Below are 21,011 nucleotides of genomic sequence, written 5' to 3'. Positions count from 1 at the left end.
GACGGCATCAATGCCTAGGGCGTCGACAACGTCGGGGGCGACGCTAAGAAATCAAGCAGGGCGTTCAATGGCATGGGGCGCGCGAAGTAGTAGCCCTGCAAGTAGTCGCAGTGACGTTGGGCAAGGTAGGCAAACTGCTCAGCGGTTTCCACGCCCTCGACCAGCACCTCTAGCTCCATCTTTCCCGCCATGGCAACAACGCCATCAATGATGGCGGCATCGTGGCGATCGGTAATCACATCACGCACAAATGAACGATCAATTTTGATTCTGTTAATGGGAAGGCGTTTAAGGTAGCTCAAGCTGGAAAAACCGGTGCCAAAGTCATCCATGGCAATGTGAACGCCCAACTGCCGTATGCGCTGCAGCGCTTGAATGGCCTGCTCCGCGCTATCCATCAATACGCCTTCGGTCAGTTCCAGTTCAAGCAGTTCCGGCGCCAGGCCGCTTTCCTCAAGCAACCGTTCAACCGTTTCCAGAAAACCGGGGCGCTGGAAATGCATCGGCGAAACATTCACCGCCATGGTGATTCGCCCCAGGCCCAGCTCGTTCAGTTGCTTGGCAACGCGGCAGGCAGTGGCGAGCACCCAGTCGCTGATCGGGATGATTTGCCCGGTGTCTTCCGCCAGGCCAATAAAATCCCCGGGCGGAATGAAGCCACGTTCAGGGTGCGGCCAGCGGATCAGGGCTTCCACGCCCACCACCCTGCCACTGGGCCCGTGCATTTGCGGCTGGAAATACAGCTCGAACTGCTGCTGCTCAATCGCATACTGCATCGCATTGCGCAGGCTGACCCGTTCGCTGACCTTGCGGTTGAGATCCTCGGTATACCATTGGCAGGTATTACGCCCGCGACGCTTGGCCTTGTACATGGCCAAGTCAGCCTGCTGGATCAACTGGGAAGGGTCACTGAGGGTACCGTCGCTCATCGCCCCACCGATACTTGCGGTAATGCGCAACTCGCTGCCTTGATGCCAGTAGGGTGTCGCCAATCGTTTGAGAATCCGCTCAACCACTTGAATCACGTCGCTGTGATGAGCCAGATCCGGCAGGAGGACCACAAATTCATCACTGCCGAAACGCGCTACGGTATCCCAGGGGCGCAGTTCCTCTTCAAGCCGCTTGGCGACCTCCATCAGAATAAAGTCACCGACTTCATGCCCAAGGGTGTCATTGATCGGCTTGAATTCGTCCAGGTCGATAAACAGCACGGCGAGATGACGCTGGTAGCGGCGCGCCACCAGGCATCCCTGATCCAGGCGCTGGGTCAGCAGCGTCCGGTTGGGCAACCCCGTCAGCGCATCATGGCTGGCGTTATAAGCCAACTGTGCCTGGTACTCGCGCTGTTCAGAGATATCGTTTTGCACGCCGATGAAATGGGTCACTTGCCCCAACGTATCGCGCACCGGAGCAACGTATAAATCGTTCCAGAAAGGCCTGCCATTGCGCCGATAGTTGCGAATCACCACATGCACTTCTATACCATCAGCGACACCCCGGCGTAGCTGCTTGACTGTATTGGGATCGGTATCGTCGCCTTGCAAAAAACGGCAGTTGCGGCCAAGCGCTTCCTCGCGGGTATATCCAGTGATCCGCTCAAAGGCGGTATTAACGTACACGATAGGCAAGTCAGCATGGGCCGCATCCGCAATGATCATGCCATTGGTACTTGACTCGACGCTGCGTTCGAGGAGCTTCAGTCGGCTTTCGGTGGCTTTGCGATCCGACACCACCCGCGCGATGACATAGGCCACCCCGTCGCCCAGCGAAGGATCGACCTCTAACCAGTGAAGCGCCTGTGAGGACGAGCGGGCCCGCACCTCGAAGATGGGAACATCGTGCCCCTGGATCAAGCGCTCAAACATTGTCTCGATGAGAAGGTGGTCCCGCACGTCAACCACCTTGCCACAATGCCTACCCACGAGTGCGTCCGCTGAATAACCCAGCAGGTTCTCAAACGCAGGGTTTACCTGCAAAAACCGCCCTTCCAGGTCAATACAGAAAAATAAATCATGGGAAAGCAGGAAAAATTGATCCAGCTGTCCATACGGTGCAGAGGGCGTCATAGGGTATCCTGAGGCAAGCAACTTGGGACGCATTCAAGATCACTTGCGGTATTGGTTATTTTTACTGGGTAGCCGGGTGCTTTATGATGAGAACTATCATAATTTGACGCGCCGTGTCAGCGGCAAAAGGAGAATAACGTGGCATCTATCACCAAACTACGCATCGCCACGCGGAAAAGCCAACTGGCGATGTGGCAAGCGGAGCATGTTCGCGACCGCCTGATGGCGGCGCACAGCGGACTTGAGGTTGAACTTGTGCCGCTGTCCACGCGAGGCGACAAGATCACCGATACACCGCTTTCCAAAATTGGTGGCAAAGCATTATTTGTCAAGGAATTGGAAGAGGCCATGCTGGACGGTCGCGCCGACATCGCGGTGCATTCCATGAAAGATGTCCCCATGCATTTCCCCGAAGGCCTGGGCCTGTCGATAATTCTCGAAGGCGCCGACCCCACCGACGCCTTTGTCTCGAACCATTACCGCAGCCTTGACGAGCTGCCGGAGGGGGCTCGCATTGGCACGGCCAGCCTGCGACGGGGACTACAGATGCGCGAGGCGCGTCCTGATCTCAGCATTCTGAACCTGCGCGGCAATGTCCAGACCCGCCTGGGCAAGCTGGATAGCGGTGAATTCGAGGCGATCATCCTGGCCACCTCCGGCCTCAAGCGGCTTGGCCTGGACGACCGCATTACCCAGGCGATGCCGCCTGAAATCTGCCTACCCGCCTGCGGGCAGGGCGCCCTTGGCATTGAGTGCCGACTGCACGATCCTGAATTAATTGCACTTCTAGCGCCGTTGGACGATGCTGATACTGCCACACGCGTTCGCGCGGAAAGGGCGATGAATACGCGCCTGGAAGGCGGCTGCCAAGTGCCCATTGCCGGTCATGCGGTGCTGGACCTTGATAACGAGACGATGTGGCTGCGTGGGCTGGTCGGCAACCCGGAAGGCACCGAAGTGCTCCGCGCGGAGGGCCACGGCTCGATGCACGAACCCGAAGCGTTGGGTATTCGCATCGCTGAGGAGCTGCTTGACCAGGGAGCAGGCAAGATTCTGGCCGAGGTATACGGCAACGAGATATGACGCTACCGGTACTGATCACCCGGCCTGGTACTCGAGGGACAGTGCTTGCAGAGGCACTGCGCCGCGAGGGCGTCAACGCTGAGACACTGGACGTGATGCAGCTTCAGGCGCTGCCCGAAGACACGACCATGCGCCAGGTTTGGCTAAATATTGATCAGTACCATAAGATCGTTGTTGTGAGTCCCTTTGCCGCTGGCTGCTTGAGCGAGGCGCTTGATCGCTACTGGCCACAGCTACCGGTCGGCATTGACTACTATAGCGTTGGTCAAAGTACAGCGGCCTTGCTTTACGACCAGTTAGGCGTGCGCGTGCATGTCCCGCCGCCGCGTGAGAGTGAGGATACCAGCGAAGCGCTGCTGCGCTTGGCATCACTGCAAAGGCTATCCCACCAGCGCGTATTGATAGTCGCAGGTGAAGGCGGTCGACCGCTATTAGCGGATACGCTTGCCGAACGCGGCTCGCAGGTGACCGCTTTGGCCGTCTACCGACGCCGCTTGCTGACACCATCGAGCCCCGTAAAAGCGCGGCTCGCAACGGGTAATTACCGGGCGTTGATCGTCACCAGCGGCGAACTCTTAGAACATCTGGCAAAATGGTGCCAACCGGCAGCGTTGAACCAACCGCTAATCGTTTCCAGTCGCCGTTTGGCTACACTGGCTGAAAGACTGGGGTTTTGCGCCCCCATTGTGGCGTCAGGGGCCACACCACCGGCGTTAATCGCCGCGTTGGCTCGGACCTAGACCCAGCGGGTGCCGATGTCGATCAAGGAACTTAACAAGGGCTAGCGACAGATGAGCAAACAAACAAGCGATCAGGACGACACCCAGAAAAACGCGGCGAATACCGCTGGTGAGGACAAGGCGGCGCCGTCGTCATCCTCCACAACCGGCTCCCCTCCTAATGGCGCCCCTGGTAGTCATGGCGACGATTCCAGCCCCTCGACAAACACCTCAGCGTCGTCGCAGACGCCTGCTTCCTCATCCAGTGGTCAGCGCTCACGGCGACGCCAGAAAAGCGCCAAAAACGCCGCTCAGGATACAACCCAGCCAAAGAACCAAGGCGCCAATCAATCAAGCGACGGGCAACAAGCCTCTGCGTCCAGCGATCCCAAGAAGAGTGGCTCTTCACAGGATACCTCTTCCAGCAGCGCAAAAAGTCCTGCTTCGTCGTCAACGCCTTCATCCGGCAACAAGCAAAGCCCGCCGTCCCAATCCACGCCGCCCACTGGCGGCGGCAAAGGCAAAGGCGGGTTTGCCATTGTGTTGGTACTGCTACTGGCGATAGCGGTGGGCGTGGTCGCCTGGCAGGGCTGGCTACGCTTGGAAGCCCAGCAGCAGCGACTTAATGAACTCAGTGAAAGCAGTGCGACGCAACAGGCCGTTGACGACCTTGCCGCGCAGCTTGAAAACGCTCAAGCCCAGCGCGAGCAACAGTTTGACAGCACCATCAGCGAGCTGCGCGATGAGTTTGCCAACTATCGCAGCAACGTCGACGACACCCTGGACGACGTACTGGCGCAACTATCTCAAGAGCAGGAAACCGATGAGCGCGACTGGCTGCATGCCGAAGCCGCTTATTTATTGCGCCTCGCCAACCAGCGTCTGCAGTTGGAAGGTGATGTTGAAGGTGCCACTGCGCTGCTGCGCACCGCCGATGCGCGCCTGGAAGATGCCGACAACCCTGCCTTGACATCCGTCCGGCGGGAAATCGCCAACGAACTGGCCGCCCTTGATGCTGTCCCGCGCCTGGACCGCACCGGGGTCTATCTGGCGCTGAATGCGCAACAGGAACGCGTCGCCGGGTTGCGCCTTTCCCAGGCAGTGGAAGAGCGTGCGGTGACCTCGAGCATCGAGCAGCCGCCCACAGGCACCTTCGAGCGCCAACTGGCCCGCTTCGGCGAAGAACTGAAAGACCTGGTGATGATTCGCCACCATGACGAAGCCCTGGAAGCGCTGGTCACGCCGGAGCAGGAATCATACCTGCGCCAAAGTCTGCGGCTGATACTTGAGCAATCCCAGTTAGCCTTGCTCAAAGAAGAGCAGTCGCTTTACGAAGCGAGTATCGACAAGGCGTTGGAACTGATCAACGGTTACTATGACACCTCTCGGGAAGAAACCCAGCGCGTGATCGAGCGCCTTGAAGAACTCAAGGAGGTGACCGTCGAGCCCGAACTGCCGGATATCAGCGGATCGCAACAGGCCATGGCGGAATTTATCGACAACCGCCACGAGTCGCGCCAGCAACAAGAGGGAGGTGAGTCATGAGAAAGCTCATCCTGCTGATTGTTGCCGGGCTCGCCGTTGGGGCGCTGTTTGGCCACCTGATGATGTCAGTGCCCGGCTACTGGCTGATACGCGTCGGTGACACCTCGGTGCAAACCTCCTTCTGGTTTGGCCTTGTACTGCTGTTGGCCGCCTTTCTGGTGCTGCATTTTATACTGCGCCTGCTAAGCGGCATGATTCGCCCGGTAGGCCGATTTCGCACCTGGAATAGCCGCGCCCGCAACCGCCGTGCCATGAAGCGCACTGTGCGGGGGCTGGTGGCCATGACCGAAGGGCGCTGGAAACGCGCAGAAAAAACGCTGGTGAAAGCGGCCGATGATTCCAGCACGCCGCTGGTGAACTACCTATCGGCAGCCCTGGCGGCACACTATCAAGGCAACTACACCCAATCCCAAGAGCACATCAATCAAGCCCAACTGACGACGGAAGGTGCTGATACCGCCATTGGCTTGATGCAGGCGCAATTACTGATCGACCGCCAGCAGCCTGAAGAAGCGTTGGCAATTCTTAACCGCTTGGACAAGCAGCTGTCTAATCACCCGCAAGTACTCAAGCTTCTCAAGCAGGTCTTCCTGAGCGTCAACGACTGGGAAGGATTACGCCGGCTGATCCCCCGGTTAGCCGCGCAAAAGCTGATTTCACAGCAGGAGCGCGAAGAACTCGAGTTCAAAGCATACCGTGAGCTGATTATCTTCGAGGCCAAAAATCCGAGCGATATCGAGCGTGTTCGCAGCCTCTGGGCAGACATGCCCGACTACCTGCGCGGCAAGACCGAGCTCATCGTGCTGTACGCCGAGGCCCTGCTACAGGCCAACGAAGACACCATTGCCGAACGGTTGCTGAATCACTCTCTCGATCACCACTGGGATGCCCGGCTTGTGAAGCGTTACGGATTGCTCAATGTCGATCCGTCACGCCAGCTCGTCAAAGCGGAAAAATGGCTTCAGGAACGGCCTAACGACCCCGAGCTGCTGCTTGCCTGCGGGCGATTGTCACTACGCACCGGTAAATGGACCAAAGCACAAGAGTACTTTGAGGCCAGCCAACGCCAACGCCCCAGCGGTGTGGTCTGCGCCGAGCTTGCTCGCCTCTACGCCAGTCTCGGCGAGCATAACAAAAGCCAGCTTTACTACCGCCACAGCGTGGAAATGCTGGCCAAGTCTCTGCCTTCGCTGCCCCAGCCAAGCGATGCCAGCGATAGCCAGCCGAGCAGCAAGAAAGCCGCCAAGCGCGCCTAGCGTCACGCGGCAGCCACTGGAAAAGGTGCCTGCGGGCACCTTTTTTATGGCTGGCAAACGCTCAGCTTTCGGCCTGATGCTCAACGACGCCGCCAGGCAGCGTCGCCGTGCAATGGCCGCAGCGCGTGGCCTTGATGGGAATGATCATCAGGCAATAAGGGCAGGGCTCTTCTATAGGGCTCGCCGGAGCCAGCGCTTCTTCACGTTTCAAGCGGTTGATGGTACGCACCAGTAGGAACACCACTAAGGCGACGATCGCAAAACTGACTACTGCGTTAATAAACAGCCCGATGTTCAAGGTCACGGCCCCCGCTGCCTGGGCCTCGCCAAGCGTTGCATAAGGGCCTTCGGTGACCCCCTGGCGCAGAACAATAAACAGGTTCGAAAAATCGATGCCGCCCACCAGCAAACCGATCAGCGGGTTCATCACGTCGGCCACCAGGCTTTGCACAATCAGCGTAAACGCGCTGCCGATGATAATCCCAACGGCCATATCCACAACGTTGCCTTTAACAGCAAACTCTCGGAATTCCTTGAAAATCTTTGCCATTGCGCTGCTCGGTGAATTAATAAAGCTACTTGCTTGAGGGTACACGCTCGTCCGTAACAAAGCTAAAAATCAAAAAATACCGTCTCGCCTTCGCCCTGCAGGCGGATATCAAAGCGATAACGCACCTTGCCGTCCACCTCTTCGCGCCTGGCGATCAGGGTCTGGCGGCGCGTCGGCGATTCGATACGCGTAAGCACCGGGCACTGGGCGTTCGCTTCAACCTCATCATCGAAGTAAAGCCGTGTTTGCAGGTGAATATTGACCCCCCGGGCAAAGACCGCCAGGTTAATGTGCGGCGCCATCAGTTGCCCGCTGGGGTGTTTCACCGCGCCGGGCTTGATGGTGGTCAGCGACCACTCGCTGCCGTGATCAAAGGTGGTAGCGGTCCGGCCGAAGCTGTTGAACGGCTTGCCGAGGTCGTAATCGGTCTGGTAGTTGCCGTTGGCATCGGCCTGCCAGGCTTCTAGAAACGCATCGCGCACCAGGTCGCCATTGCCGTCAATCACGGTGCCCACGATCTCGATAGGCTCACCCTCGGCGTCGGGCTTGGCCATCTCGTTCCAGACCTCTTCATCCCGAACGGGGTTGCCGGCTGCGGCGAGCGCCAGACCAATATGCACATAGGGGCCGGCGGTTTGCGACGCCGTTTCGCGCAGCATCAGCTCGCTGGCTGGCTGGGTGTTGGGTTGAATAGCGGGTTGTTGCATGATGATCCCCCTGGCCTTACTGGTTTTCGAAGTAGGTTTGCAGCTCGCCGCGCACCACGATGTCAAAGCGGTAGGCCAGGCAGTCCATCGGTTTACTGTGCGCCATATCGAGTCGGCCGATCATGGTGTCCACTGCCTCAGGATCGCTGAGCGTATGCACAATGGGGCAAAGCGGAATCAGCGGATCACCTTCAAAATACATCTGCGTAATCAAACGAGTAGAGATTGAAGGCCCGGTCACCGAGACATGGATATGGGCCGGGCGCCAGCTATTCACATCGTTGGGCCAGGGATAGGGGCCGGGCTTGATGGTGCGGAAACGGTACCCCCCCTGATCGTCGGTCAAGCAGCGCCCGACACCGCCGAAATGGGGATCCAAAGGCGCCAGATAGGCGTCCTTTTTATGCCGATAGCGGCCGCCGGCATTGGCCTGCCACATCTCGACCAGGGTATGCGGTACGGGCTTGCCGAACTGATCGACGACGCGACCATGCATGATGATCCGCTCCCCCTGGGGCAGCCCCTCCCCCTGGGAAAAGTTCATCAGCAGGTCGTTATCGTGGGGCCCCATGCGCAGATGGCTGAAATCGGGGCCAGTCAGTTCAGACACGGTGGGTTGCTGCATGCTCACCAGCGCCTGCTGCGGCGAGCGCGGCACCGAGGTTTTATAGCCCGGGGCGTAGGCAGGCGGATGCCAATCTCGGTCACGTGCTACAAAGCGTTTGTTGTCGTGGCTCATCACCCTTACCTCTCGTTCGTTAACATGTCTCGCCTATTCACCCCAACCCAACTCTTTAGCGAGGGCAAAGGCGTGATTGGCGGCTGGCACGCCGCCGTAAATCGCCACGTGCATCAGCACCTGGCGCAGCTCCGCCTCCGTTAGGCCAATACGCTGGGCGGTTTTCAAGTGCAGTGTGAGCTCTTCGCGCCCTAGCGCGGCAAGAATCCCGGTGGTGATCATGCTGCGCTCACGGCGGGTTAAATCATCGTTGCTCCACAGCTCGCCCCAGGCCAGGCGGGTAATCATCTGCTGGAAGGGGGCATCCAAGCTGTTCGCATTGGCGGTGGAACGCTCAACGTGTGCGTCGCCCAACACCTGCTTGCGGGTTTCCAGGCCGGTCGCGTACGCCACGCCGTGGTTGGCCACGTCGCCCAGATCCGTTGCCAGCACCCCGAGGAGCTTTTGCGCGAACAGCGCCGGGGCTTCTACCGAGGGTACATGGCCGACACTGTCAAAAATCTCCAGCGGTGCGTCATCGAGCTCTGCCGCCAGGGCTTCCAGCGTCGCGGGCGGCGTGGCCAGATCTTCGCTTCCGCCAAACAGCTGTACTTTGACCTTATTAGGAACGACCTTATGAAGGGCGCTCTTACCCGAGAGCTTTCCAGTGAACGTATCGCGGCCAAGCATCTCACACAGCTGAGCGTAGGACTCATCGTCGCCACGGCCCATCTGGGTGCACCAGCCCGCTTTCAGCGCCGGGCTTGCCTCAAACGCCTTTGGCGCAAACCAGCGCGGCACGATTTCTTCAGACATCGCCGCCAGGCCCTCCTGGCGCACGCGGCCTGCACGGGTGTTCCACAGTTCCGGGTTGCCGATCACCGCGCCGGTGTTGGTCAGCGTCGCGGAGAGCAGGCGGTCGCCATGCGCAGCAATCAACTGCTGGCCGACGACACCGCCAATGGAGGTACCGGCAAAGTGAAAGCGCTCAGCGCCCGCCAGCTCTGCCAATGCCAGCGCCTCAGCGGCTAAATCAGCGGGCGTGATCTGCTCGCCGCTGACCGCCTGGCTGGCACCGTGACCGGGCAGATCCCAGGTCAGCACCCGGTAGCGGGGCAGCAGCGCGGGAATCACGTCGTCCCATACCGCCTGGCTCATGCCCAGCGGGTGCGCCAGCACAACCAGCGGGTTTACTTCTGCGCCGAGCAGCCGGTACGCGACGCTGCGGCCATTGATGCTATGAAATGCCATGACGGTCTCCGTTAAACGCGTTCAATCAACGTCGCGATACCCTGACCCACGCCTACGCACATGGTGCACAGCGCATAGCGCTTGCCGCTGTTTTGCAGCTCATGGGCGGCGGTCAGCAATAGGCGGGCTCCGGACATGCCCAGCGGGTGCCCCAGGGCAATCGCGCCGCCGTTCGGGTTGACGCGAGGATCATCGTCGGCCAGCCCCAGGTCGCGCATACACGCCAGTGCCTGGGCGGCAAAGGCTTCGTTGAGTTCGATAATATCGATGTCATCGAGGCGTACACCGGTGCGTTCCAGCAGCCGGTTGACGGCTGGGACCGGCCCGTAGCCCATGATGCGCGGCTCGACGCCTGCCGTGGCCATGCCGATGATTCTGGCCATCGGGGCAAGGCCGTGCTGTTTGACCGCCGCGCCGCTGGCCACCAGCATGGCGGCGGCGCCGTCGTTGACGCCCGAGGCGTTACCCGCCGTGACACTGCCTCCATCGCGGAAGGGCGTGGGCAGGCCAGCGAGTTTCTCGAGGGTGGTTTCCCGCAGGTGCTCGTCCTGATCGAAGATCAGCGGTTCCTGCTTGCGGCGGGGGATCTCGATGGCGGTAATTTCCTGCGCGAAACGTCCGCCCTGTTGTGCCGCGGCGGCTTTCTGCTGGGAGCGCAGCGCAAAGGCGTCCTGGTCTTCCCGGGAAATGTCGAACTGCTCGGCGACGTTCTCGGCGGTCTCCGGCATGGACTCGACGCCGAAGGCGTTCTTCATCAGCGGGTTGATGAAGCGCCAGCCGATGGTGGTGTCTTCAATCTTCTGTCCTCGGGCAAAGGCGCTATCGGCCTTGCCCATGACGTAGGGCGCGCGGGACATGGACTCCACGCCGCCTGCCAGCGCCAGCCCCATCTCACCGGCTTTAATGGCGCGAAACGCGGTACCCACCGCGTCCATCCCCGAGCCGCACAGGCGGTTCATGGTGGTACCGGGCACCGAGGCAGGAATGCCCGCCAGCAGCGACGACATCCGCGCCACGTTGCGGTTATCTTCACCGGCCTGGTTGGCACAGCCCATGAAGACTTCTTCGATCGCTGCGGGATCGAGAGTCGGCGCTTCCGCCAGTACGGCCTTGAAAATCGTCGCGGCAAAATCATCCGGGCGCACGCTGGCAAGCGTACCGCCAAAGCGACCGACAGCCGTACGACGCGGGTGACAGAGATAGACGTCGTTCATTTCGACATTGCTCATGACAAGCTCCTTATTCGCCCCCGTGGGCCCGCTCGGTGCGTGCTTTGAGCTCACGCAAGATCTCAAGCTCGTTGTCGCTGGGTTCTGGCGTGCTTGCGAGCTGTTCGGCAAAGCGCACTTCCCAGCCGGTGGCGTCAATCACGTCTTCACGGCTGACGCCTGGGTGCAATGACACCACGACCAGCTCGTTGGTGGCCGGGTCGGGTTTCATCACGCACAGGTCGGTGATGACGCGGGTGGGGCCTTTACCGATATTGGGCACGTTGTCGCGCCCCTTGCCGTCGCGGCCAAAGCCTAGGGTGGTGACAAAGTCGACATCTTTCACAAAGGCGCGCTTGGAGTGCTTCAGGGTGATAAAGACTTCACCGGCGTTGGTGGCGATTTCCGGCGCGCCGCCACCGCCCGGCAGGCGTACCTTGGGCGCTTTGTAATCGCCGATCAACGTCGTGTTGAGGTTTGCAAAGCGGTCGATCTGCGCGGTGCCCAAAAAGCCCACGTCGACTTTGCCGCCCTGTAGCCAGTAGCGGAACATCTCCGGTACCGCCACGGTGGTCAGCGCCGATTCGCACAGCTCGCCATCGCCAATAGATAACGGCAGAATATCGGGCTTGGTCTGCAGCGTGCCGGATTCGTAGATCAGCACCACATCGGGGGCATGGGTCAGCCGTGCCAGGTTGGCGGCTTCCGAGGGCAGACCGATGCCCACAAAGCAGGTCATGCCGTTTTCCAGCGCCCGTGCGGCGGTCACCGACATCATTTCAGAAGAGGTATATTCGAGAGTCATTTGCTGTTCTCCCCTACACTGTAAACGTTGTCGTCGAGCCAACGGGTGAAGGTGTCACGATCGCGAGCGATGGCATCCCACTCTTTATAGAAGCGGTTGCTGCGGCCGTAATAGCCGTGGGTGTAGGAGGGCAGCGCGCCTTTCTCGGCGACAGCAATAGCGCTGATGGCCCAGCCAGGAATCACGCAGGCATTGGGGTGTGCATCAAGGTCATCGACGATCTCTTCCACCGTGACGATGCTGTGCGTGGCCGCCAGTACCGCCTCCTTCTGGACGCCGACAATGCCTTCCACCAGCACATTGCCCTGCCGATCCGCCCGCTGGGCGTGGATGATCGACACATCCGGGCGCACCGACGGCACGGCGGCCAGGCGCTCCCCGGTAAACGGGCACTCGATGAACTTGATCTGGTCGTTGACGCTGGGCAGCTCGCTGCCGATGTAGCCGCGAAAAACCGCCAGCGGCAATCCCGCCGCGCCTGCCTCAAAGGCGCAGGCCATGGCGGCGTGGCTATGCTCCAGAATCTCGACCTTATGCGGCCAGCCTTTCTCGACCGCATCGCGCAGGCGGTGCAGCGAGCCCACGCCGGGGTTGCCGCCCCAGGAGAAGATCACCTTTTTGGCGCAGCCTGCGCCAATCAACTGATCGTAGATGATATCGGGGGTCATGCGGATCAGCGTCAGATCACGCTTTTCCTGGCGGATGACTTCGTGGCCCGCCGCAAAAGGAATCAGATGGGTAAAGCCTTCCATGGCCACGGTGGCGCCGTCTTCGACGAAGCGCGCTACCGCGTCATGCAGGCTGAGAAACTCGGCCATGATGGGTGCCTCTTAGCTGGACATTACTGACTCATCGGTAATTGTTCGTTAGGCGAACATAGATTCTTCATACGAACAAGTTACTGCCGAATGCTCATTGGGTCAAACCCGGCGGCACCCACCAACCGCGCGCCCGGATCCATCGTCCCGTCCACAGCCGAACTTAACGCTTTGTTTTTCAATGCGCTGACGAGGACGCGAGCCATTTCCTGGTGCGCATGACCTGGGCGGCGCTGCTACCAAGGTATAAAGCGGGGTCGCAGGCTTCACGCAGCGCATCGGGATTAACGGCCCCTTTCACATCAGGATGCTCGGCCAGTACCTCTGAATAGGGGCGTGCTTCCCGGCGTGAAGTTTCAGCTGCTTCCGCGCTGATCGCTTTGGCTTGCTCCACGCCCAGCGTGGGAGCCAGCAGCCGCGCCACCGGCTCGGCCATGATGCCGCCGCCGGTTGCCGCGAGGTTGCGGTGCATGTTGGCAGGGTTCACCTCCAACCCTTCAAGCAACACCGCCACTTGCTCCAGTGCGCCTTCGACCAGCAGCGCGCTCTCGGTAAGCGGCGCCCACTCCGCATGCCATTCGCCTAGTCCCCGCTCAAGCGGTTGGGCAGTGGCGTTGACCAACACACTGGTATGACCATGCACTTGCCGCGCCGCGCCGCGAATCAGCGCGCTGCGTACCGGATTGCGCTTGTGGGGCATCGAGGATGACTCCCCCATCCCCGGCGCGGTGGGTTCCGCGACTTCGCCGACTTCGGTCTGGGTGAGCAGCGACACATCCAGGGCGATTTTCTCGGCTGCCCCGGCAACTGCATCCAGCGCCGTGCCAAGGGCATGGATCGGGTAGCGATCGGTATGCCAGGGCAACACCGGCACCGCCAGGCCTAGCCGCCCGGCCAAGGCGTCCATCCACTCAAGCCCGAGGGTATCCCACCCCGAGTGAACGCCGACCGCCCCACCCAACTGCACGGGAAGCTCGACGGCGAATAAACGGCGGCGCGCCTGCTCCAGACCGATAGCCCAGTGAGCCACCTTCACCCCGAAGGTCATCGGCAGCGCCTGCTGCATCAGGGTGCGCCCCACCATGGGCGTGTCGATGTGTGCCTCCATCAGCGCCAGCGCGGCCGAACGACAGCGCAAGAGCAACTCATCGAGTGCTGCCAGGCGTGGCTTGAGCAGCAGCATCAGCGCGGAGTCGACTACGTCCTGGCTGGTCGCCCCCTGATGCCAGTAGCGCTTGAGATCATCGGTGAGCAGCGCACGGCCCTGCTTGACGAAGGGAATCGCCGCGTTGCCGCCGCTGGCAATGCCTTGGGCAATCTCTGAGGCATCAAGGTCGGCACGCGCAAGCTGTTCTCGCATTTGCTGGCTCACGCCATGCGGGATGGCGCCACTGGCTTCCTGAACCTCGGCCAGGGCCAACTCAACGGTCAGCATGGCGCGAACCATGGCGTCGTCGTCACATTCAGCGACGGCGCGCTGGCTCATGAAGGGGTGCTTTAAAAATCCGGCCGGCATGGGCGTCAAGCCTCCTGTTAGCGTTGTTCAGAACCCGCGGCACCGTTCACAAAGTCACGACTCGGCAGGAACGAATTTGCACAGATGTTCGCGATTCGAACTATACGCTAAATAGGCAGACGCTAACTTGCAATCACTGACGTGCCCGCCATCGTCATGATCGGTGACCTACGTCATCGATCAGGGCGCTTCCCGGTCGACCCGTATGTAGCGCAGCACCATATCGGTAACGTGGTCTTCCAGTTTCTGCTGGTTCTCCGGCGCCGTCTGCTGCCAGTCAAAAATACGCGAGAAGGTGTGCTGGTTTGAGACATTGAAGAATGACAGCGCGCTGATCAGCCAGTGCAGCTCCCTCGGGTCCAGACCCTCGCGAAAACAGCCCGTTGCAACACCCCGCGAATAGACATCACCAAGCACATCAATCACACCTGCGTTGAGCGACTGAATCAGTTCGGACTGCGCCAGAAACCGGCCGTGGTGAATATTTTCGATCATCACCAGGCGAATAAAGTCAGGATTCTTGGCGTGATGGCAGAACGTGAACCTCACCAGTCGACAGAGCGCCTCGAGCGGGGCCAGGTGATCCAGATCAAGCTCGGCTTCCTGCAGGCGCACCTTCTGGTAGGCGGCCTCCAGCGTGTGCAGGTAGAGCGTCTCTTTATCGCTGAAATAATAATAAATCATGCGCTTGGAGGCGCGGGTCTTCTCGGCGATTTCATCGATCCGCGCCCCCGAAAGGCCCTTTTCGGAAAATTCACGGGTGGCTACCGCGAGGATATCGGCGCGCACGGATTCGGGGTCATTCTTGCGCCGACGCCGTGTGTCTCTAGGGCTGGCCGTAGCCGAAGTCGCTGTCATGGAGCATGCCTTTTATTGTCGTGGTCGTCTTTCGTCTAGTATGCCACAGCTTGACTGAACGTACCATTTCGTACATTGTTCAAAAGGACAGAATGAATTGGCCTGGCACGCCTTTGCTCAAGGCTTTTTCACTCCCCATGACAACGGCCCGACAAGAGGACAACAACAATGTCTTTACCACTCGCTACCACCAACGTGTCCATGAAACGCACGCTGACCGCTGCCATCGCCACTGCCACGCTCATCGGCGCGGCGCATGCCTCCGCACAGACGCTGCGCTTTGCCCACGTGGACCCGGACGACTGGACGACCTCGAAAAAAGGCGCCGCCGGGCAGGTGTTCAAAAACCTGGTGGAAGCCGAAACCGACCTTACCGTGGAGCTTTACCCCGCGGGCTCGCTGGGCGGTGAGACCGAGCTGATTGAAGGTACTCAGGATGGCACCATCACCATCTCAATGGTTTCCGGCGCCTACGCCAATTTCTGCGAAGCCGTCGCCGTTACCGATATTCCTTATACCTTCCCGTCTGCGCCGGTGGCCTGGGAAGTGATGGACGGCGAATTCGGCACCGCCCTGGCCGAGCACTGCCTGGAAGAGACCGGCCTGCGTACGCTGGCCTACGGCGAGACGGGCTTTCGTCACTTCACCAACTCCGTGCGCCCGATCCACTCACCGGACGATATGGAAGGCCTGAAATTCCGCGTGCAAACCATTCCGCTCTATCAGGAAATGGTAGAGGGACTGGGCGCTGAACCGCAGGGTATCGCCTGGGGTGAGGTGCCGACGGCGCTTGCCACCGGCGTGGTCGACGGCCAGGAGAATCCTATCTCGGTGATTTACGGCAACAATTTCTACGAGTTTCAGGATTACCTCACGCTTGACCGCCACGTCTACGGCGTGGATCACATCCTGATCAACGATGAGATCTTCCAGTCGCTCAGCGCAGAAGAACAGGCCGCCGTGAAGCGCGCCGCTGTGGTCGCCGGCACTACCGGCCGTGCCATTCAGCAGTTCAACTCGGCAGAGGGTATCGCCAAGCTGGAAGCCGAGGGCATGGAAATCACCCAGCCCACTGCCGAGCAGATGGAGGCTTTCCGCGAAGCGGCTCAGCCACCGGTTCAGGCATACCTGCGCGATGAGCTGGGCGATGATGCCGAGTGGATCGAGCGTCTTTCTTCCGCCGTGGAAGATGCGGCCGCACGCTTCTAACCCCCGCTTGACCAAAGCGCTTTGCGGGTGGGCCCTTCAGGGCTCACCCGCGACCCTGCGTACCTGACTAACGATCGAAGGTGCTTTCATGTCTCATCTTCTTGCCCGGCTACATCGTGGCCTGATCCTGTTCAATGGCAGCCTGGCCGGGCTTGCCATGATCCTGATTTTTCTACTGGTCGCAGGCAATGCCTTTGCGCGCTATACCGTCGGTGCTTCCATTACCTGGGGAGAAGACACCGCCATCTACCTGATGATCTATGGCCTGATGTTCGGCATGTCCTGGGCCTACCTGCAGGACAGGCACATCGGCTTTGACCTGATTCGCCGCCTGCTGCCGCCGCGCTGGGTGCGCTGGCAGGCCGTCGCCGTCGACCTGGCGGTACTGGTGATCGGCATCGGCCTGATGATGTCGGCGGTTGAGTTCATCGCTTCCCGAGGTGGGCGTACATCGTCGAGCACCGGGATGCCGATGTGGCTATTTCAAGCCTCCATGTTGGTTGGCGGCGGGCTGCTCAGTGTCTCTGCCCTGGTAATGGGCGCACGCCGTTTGACCAGGCACGCCGATGAGGAGGCAGCATCGTGATATTTATATTGCTCTTGGCGCTCATCCTGCTTGGGGTGCCGTTTGCCTTTGCCATCCTCGGCACGCTGACGGTGCTGATGGGTACCGGTGACTTGCCTTACCACATCCGTATCGTCGCGCAGCAGTTCTTCGGCGGTATGGAGTCTTTCCCGCTACTGGCGATACCGCTGTTCATTCTGGCCGGCGAGCTGATGAACGAAGCGGGCATTACCCATCGCATTATCAACCTGGCCACTGCCATTGTCGGCCGTCTGAAAGCGGGACTGGCGCACGTCAACATCTGGGCGTCGGTGATTTTTGCCGGCCTCTCGGGGTCAGCAATTGCCGACACCTCGGCGCTGGGGCGGGTCTTCGTCCCCGCGATGGAGAAAGAAGGCTACCCCCGCGATTTCTCCGCTGCACTCACAGCGGCCTCGTCGGTGATCGGCCCGATTATTCCGCCGAGCATTCCGGTCATCATCTATGCGCTTACGGTGTCGGGTGTCTCGGTACCGGGGCTGTTTTTGGCGGGTATCGTACCCGGGCTATTGCTGGCGCTGGGCCTTTCCATCTACGTCTACTTTTTCGCCGGCGACCTGGGCGCCACTCGTTCAGAACAGCCGTCACGCCGCCATGCGTTCCTCCACGGACTGCTGCCCGCGCTCATGCCGGTGTTTGTGGTCGGGTCGATTCTCGCTGGTATCGTCACGCCCACCGAGGCGGCGGCCTTTGCCGTGGTGTACGCGCTGATTCTGGGTGTGGTGCTCTACCGCAATATCAAGCTGGTGGATCTGCCCGGCATCTTCGCCCGTGCCATGCGTGACAGCGCGGTGATCATGGTCATCATGGGCGCCGTCGCGGCGGCCAACTGGGTGCTCACCTTCGAACGCGTGCCCAACATGCTCACCGAGTGGGCGCTGATGAGCATCGACACCCAATGGACCTTCCTGATCGCCGTCATACTGCTACTGCTGGTGGTGGGACTGTTTCTGGAAGGCATCGCCGCCATTCTGGTGCTGGTGCCGATTCTGCACCCCATTGCCATAGCACTGGGTATCGACCCGCTGCACTTCGGCATCGTGGTGATCTTCAACCTGATGATGGGCCTGATCACACCCCCCATGGGGCTCTGCCTGTTTGTGGCCGACTCAGTTTCGGGGGTAGGGATGGGCCCCATTATCCGGCGCATTCTGCCCATGCTGGCCGTGCAGTTCCTGATCCTGCTGCTGATTACCTTCGTGCCCGAGCTGGTCACCTTCCTGCCGCGCCTGGCGGGCTACTGATGTTCATCAATCAAAGGAGCGTGATGCCATGTACTCATCCATCGCCACGGTTTGCCTGAGCGGCTCGCTGGAAGAGAAGGTCGACGCCATTGCCCAGGCCGGCTTCGAGGGGCTTGAGCTGTTTGAAAACGACCTCACAGCGTTTCCCGGCACGCCGCGAGAAGCGGGCGAGCTGATTCGTGCCCGCGGGCTCAAGCTGGTCACCCTGCAGCCGTTTCGCGACTTTGAAGGTCTCCAGGGGCGCGCGCGGGAGCGGGCGTTTGACCGCGCCGAGCACAAGTTTGACCTGATGGAAGAACTCGGCACGGACCTGTTGATGGTATGCAGTACCGTTCATCCCGATTCGCTACCGGGCTTGAGCCGCGCCGCCGACGATTTCCATGCGCTGGGCGAGCGTGCTGCACGACGTAATCTGCGCGTGGCTTATGAAGCACTGGCCTGGGGCCGGCACATTCACGACTACCGCGACAGCTGGGAAGTGGTGCGCCGCGCCGCGCACCCCAATGTCGGCCTGGTGCTGGATACCTTCCATATCTTCTCGCGCCAGACCGAGCTTGGCACCGTCGGCCGTATTCCGGGGGATCGCATCTTCCTGGTACAGACCGCCGATGCGCCGCGTCTCTCCATGGATCACCTGTCGTGGAGCCGCCACTATCGCTGCTTCCCCGGCCAGGGTGAGCTACAGATGGATAAGTTCATGGCCATGCTGGAAGAGACCCGCTACGACGGCCCGCTCTCCCACGAGATCTTCAACGATGTGTTCCGCATGGGCCACAGCGACCAGACGGCCCGGGACGGGCTGCGTTCCTACAACCTGCTGCGCAGCATGCAGGCCGACAGCGGGATTCCCGCACCACAGCCGATCGAGTCGGTCGCCTTTCTGGAGATCGCCGTCGAGCCTGACGATCTAGCCTCGCTACGCGAGCTGCTTACCGCGCTGGGCATGGCCTGCGTGGGCCGTCACCACTCGCTTAACGCCGAACGCTGGGCGGCGGGTGACGTTAATCTGGTGCTCAACACCGAAGCGAGCTTCACCGGCCGTGTACCAGGTCGTGATGCCTCCGCTGTCACCGCCATCGGCTTGCGCGTGGGCAACGCCTACGAAGCGTTCAAGCGGGCAGACAAGCTTGGCTACGACATTGTCGAGCCTGAAGAAGTGGGCGCCAGCCACCGCATGAGCGCGCTGCGCAATGTGGATGGCAGCCTCTCCTATATCATCGACGACTCGCAGCTTAGCCGCACCTGGGACCGCGAGTTCCCTGTCGATGTACAGCCGGTTCCTCAGGGGTCGCTGGTGGATATCGACCATATCAGCGTGGCGCTCTCCTACCACGACTACCTCTCGCTGATGCTGCAGTACCGCGCTATTTTCCAGCTGGCACCAACGCCCTCCTTCGATGTCACCGACCCCCGCGGGCTGATCCAGAGCCAGGTGCTGCAGAACCATAACGGCCGCTTTCGCCTGGCGCTTAACGCCAGCGCCTCGCCGGATACTGCCAGCAACCGCTTCGTCCGCCAGTACGGCGGCTCGGGGATCCATCACGTCGCCCTGCGCACTAGCTCCATGCGTGAAACCAGCGCAGCGCTCCAGCAGGCAGGCACGCCGGTACTGCCGATTCCGGGTAACTACTACCGTGACCTGGCCGCGCGGTTCGACCTGCCGGCGCAAACTCTTGAGTGGATGAAGGATCATCATATCCTCTTTGACCAGGACAACGACGGCGACTTTCATCAGCTGTATACCCGGCCCGGCCGTCAGGCGTTCTTCTTCGAACTGGTGCAGCGTGAGGGGTATCAGGGGCTGGGCGCGCCGAATGCCTTTGTGCGCGTCACCGCGCAGCAGCGCCTGGAAGCGGAAATTGACGGCATTGCCCAAGACACAGCAGACCACACGTCGGGAGACCCCCAAGCATGATCAAACTCGGACTGGTAGGCGAGGGCATTGCCAAATCGCAATCCCCGGATTTGCATGAGCGCCTGGGTGCGTCACTGGGCGAGCCGGTACGCTACGACCTGGTCGATAGCCGGGGCGTCGAGGATTTTGACTTTCCCGATGCCATACACACCTTGCGCGCTGAGGGCTACCGGGGCACCAATGTGACCTTCCCGTTCAAGGAAAAAGCCGCGCAATTGGCCGATATTCGCGGCGAGGGCGTGCGCCGGGTCGGCACCGCCAATACGCTACTTTTCGATGAAGACGGCCTGCGCGCTGAAAACACCGACTACACCGGCTTCATCAGCGCCTACCGCCACTCTTTCGGCGATCGGCCAGCGGGCGATGTGCTATTGATCGGTGCCGGGGGGGTAGGTCGTGCGGTGGCCTGCGCGCTGGGTGAACTCGCGGTCAGCTGTATCCACATTCTTGAGCATGACAGCGCCCGGGCAGAAAACCTCAGCCGTGACCTCAACGCCATGGGTATTCACGCGACGTGCATCACGTCAGCGCAGGTACCGCAGGCACTGCCCCATTGGCAGGGCGTGGTCAACTGCTCGCCGATTGGCCATATCAACCACCCCGGCTGCCCCATCGATACCGCCGGGCTGGGCGTGCAGCACTGGGTTTTTGATGCGGTGTACATCCCCGCCCATACCGAGCTGTTGAATGCCGCCTATCAGGCTGGCGCCAAAACGCTTTCCGGCGTTGATCTGTTCGTGTTTCAGGGCGTGGATGCCTTTCGTTTCTTCACTGCCGGGCGTATCCCCGCCAACCAGATCGACCCGCATGTGATACCGCTGCGTACACACTATATAGAGCAGCTTGTCGCTTCCTCTGCTCACTCCATACCATGAAGCGCCAGCGAAATAGCGTACAATTATTCGCTATTTGAACCTGCCTTCATGCGTCAAGGGGCTG

At 60.5% G+C, this 21,011-nt stretch carries 18 protein-coding genes and 1 pseudogene; 9 read left to right on the top strand and 10 right to left on the bottom strand.

Annotated elements, in window-relative coordinates; all coding sequences use genetic code 11:
- Nucleotides 1-14: 14 nt before the first annotated feature.
- Nucleotides 15-2,066: a putative bifunctional diguanylate cyclase/phosphodiesterase gene (locus QC816_RS07530; protein WP_309781513.1), complete on the bottom strand. Its 2,052-nt coding sequence runs from the start codon at nt 2,064-2,066 to the stop codon at nt 15-17.
- 138 nt (nt 2,067-2,204) lie between these two features.
- Here QC816_RS07530 and hemC point away from each other — a divergent pair, with 138 nt between their 5' ends.
- From hemC to QC816_RS07510, 4 genes and pseudogenes are all read left to right on the top strand, one after another.
- On the top strand, nt 2,205-3,149 hold the full coding sequence (gene hemC, locus QC816_RS07525) for a hydroxymethylbilane synthase (RefSeq protein ID WP_085918070.1): 945 nt from the start codon (nt 2,205-2,207) through the stop codon (nt 3,147-3,149).
- A pseudogene (locus tag QC816_RS07520) lies at nt 3,146-3,924 on the top strand (uroporphyrinogen-III synthase). The gene hemC and the pseudogene QC816_RS07520 overlap by 4 nt, the downstream one beginning before the upstream one ends.
- A 16-nt stretch (nt 3,925-3,940) precedes the next feature.
- On the top strand, nt 3,941-5,413 hold the full coding sequence (locus QC816_RS07515; protein ID WP_264824944.1) for a uroporphyrinogen-III C-methyltransferase: 1,473 nt from the start codon (nt 3,941-3,943) through the stop codon (nt 5,411-5,413).
- The gene (locus tag QC816_RS07510; RefSeq protein ID WP_264824945.1) at nt 5,410-6,669 is read left to right on the top strand and encodes a heme biosynthesis HemY N-terminal domain-containing protein; all 1,260 of its coding nucleotides are present in this window, start codon (nt 5,410-5,412) and stop codon (nt 6,667-6,669) included. Before QC816_RS07515 ends, QC816_RS07510 begins: the two co-directional genes overlap by 4 nt.
- A gap of 61 nt (nt 6,670-6,730) precedes the next feature.
- On the opposite strand, the gene mscL is transcribed toward QC816_RS07510, so the two are convergent.
- The 9 genes from mscL to QC816_RS07465 all read right to left on the bottom strand — a co-directional run bounded on the left by mscL (nt 6,731) and on the right by QC816_RS07465 (nt 15,100).
- On the bottom strand, nt 6,731-7,219 hold the full coding sequence (gene mscL, locus QC816_RS07505; RefSeq protein WP_309781511.1) for a large conductance mechanosensitive channel protein MscL: 489 nt from the start codon (nt 7,217-7,219) through the stop codon (nt 6,731-6,733).
- 62 nt (nt 7,220-7,281) lie between these two features.
- A complete protein-coding gene (pcaG, locus tag QC816_RS07500) occupies nt 7,282-7,926 on the bottom strand; it encodes a protocatechuate 3,4-dioxygenase subunit alpha (protein ID WP_309781510.1) in 645 nt (214 codons plus the stop codon).
- 16 nt (nt 7,927-7,942) lie between these two features.
- Entirely contained in the window at nt 7,943-8,665 is a 723-nt protein-coding gene (gene pcaH, locus QC816_RS07495; RefSeq protein ID WP_199284305.1) for a protocatechuate 3,4-dioxygenase subunit beta, read from the bottom strand.
- 33 nt (nt 8,666-8,698) lie between these two features.
- On the bottom strand, nt 8,699-9,895 hold the full coding sequence (locus QC816_RS07490) for an alpha/beta fold hydrolase (protein WP_309781508.1): 1,197 nt from the start codon (nt 9,893-9,895) through the stop codon (nt 8,699-8,701).
- An 11-nt stretch (nt 9,896-9,906) separates the two neighbouring features.
- Nucleotides 9,907-11,109, bottom strand: a complete 1,203-nt coding sequence (gene pcaF / locus QC816_RS07485; RefSeq protein WP_309781828.1) for a 3-oxoadipyl-CoA thiolase — start codon at nt 11,107-11,109, stop codon at nt 9,907-9,909.
- A gap of 25 nt (nt 11,110-11,134) precedes the next feature.
- Nucleotides 11,135-11,908, bottom strand: a complete 774-nt coding sequence (locus QC816_RS07480) for a CoA-transferase subunit beta (protein ID WP_264824948.1) — start codon at nt 11,906-11,908, stop codon at nt 11,135-11,137.
- The gene (locus QC816_RS07475; protein ID WP_066316433.1) at nt 11,905-12,726 is read right to left on the bottom strand and encodes a CoA transferase subunit A; all 822 of its coding nucleotides are present in this window, start codon (nt 12,724-12,726) and stop codon (nt 11,905-11,907) included. The genes QC816_RS07480 and QC816_RS07475 overlap by 4 nt, the downstream gene beginning before the upstream one ends.
- A gap of 178 nt (nt 12,727-12,904) precedes the next feature.
- Nucleotides 12,905-14,242, bottom strand: a complete 1,338-nt coding sequence (locus QC816_RS07470) for a class-II fumarase/aspartase family protein (RefSeq protein WP_199284308.1) — start codon at nt 14,240-14,242, stop codon at nt 12,905-12,907.
- A gap of 180 nt (nt 14,243-14,422) precedes the next feature.
- Nucleotides 14,423-15,100 (bottom strand): TetR/AcrR family transcriptional regulator, encoded by a 678-nt coding sequence (locus tag QC816_RS07465; RefSeq protein WP_309781507.1) that lies wholly within the window; start codon nt 15,098-15,100, stop codon nt 14,423-14,425.
- Between the two features lie 168 nt (nt 15,101-15,268).
- On the opposite strand from QC816_RS07465, the gene QC816_RS07460 reads away from it, so the two are divergent.
- The 5 genes from QC816_RS07460 (at nt 15,269) to QC816_RS07440 (ending at nt 20,947) form a co-directional block, all read left to right on the top strand.
- A complete protein-coding gene (locus QC816_RS07460) occupies nt 15,269-16,309 on the top strand; it encodes a DctP family TRAP transporter solute-binding subunit (RefSeq protein ID WP_309781506.1) in 1,041 nt (346 codons plus the stop codon).
- Nucleotides 16,310-16,397: 88 nt separating this feature from the next.
- Nucleotides 16,398-16,895 carry a TRAP transporter small permease gene (locus QC816_RS07455; RefSeq protein ID WP_066316440.1) on the top strand — a complete coding sequence of 166 codons (498 nt, stop codon included), beginning with the start codon at nt 16,398-16,400 and terminating at the stop codon, nt 16,893-16,895.
- Nucleotides 16,892-18,157 (top strand): TRAP transporter large permease, encoded by a 1,266-nt coding sequence (locus QC816_RS07450; RefSeq protein WP_309781505.1) that lies wholly within the window; start codon nt 16,892-16,894, stop codon nt 18,155-18,157. Before QC816_RS07455 ends, QC816_RS07450 begins: the two co-directional genes overlap by 4 nt.
- A gap of 28 nt (nt 18,158-18,185) precedes the next feature.
- Nucleotides 18,186-20,072: a bifunctional sugar phosphate isomerase/epimerase/4-hydroxyphenylpyruvate dioxygenase family protein gene (locus QC816_RS07445; RefSeq protein ID WP_309781504.1), complete on the top strand. Its 1,887-nt coding sequence runs from the start codon at nt 18,186-18,188 to the stop codon at nt 20,070-20,072.
- Complete coding sequence (locus QC816_RS07440) at nt 20,069-20,947, top strand: shikimate dehydrogenase family protein (RefSeq protein ID WP_309781503.1); 879 nt, start codon at nt 20,069-20,071, stop codon at nt 20,945-20,947. Before QC816_RS07445 ends, QC816_RS07440 begins: the two co-directional genes overlap by 4 nt.
- The last annotated feature ends 64 nt before the right edge of the window (nt 20,948-21,011 follow it).

This window comes from Vreelandella janggokensis (genome assembly GCF_031451615.1).
GTDB classification, from domain to species: domain Bacteria; phylum Pseudomonadota; class Gammaproteobacteria; order Pseudomonadales; family Halomonadaceae; genus Vreelandella; species Vreelandella janggokensis.
Note: the sequence above shows the minus strand (reverse complement) of the source record. Positions and strands in the feature narration are given on the sequence as shown.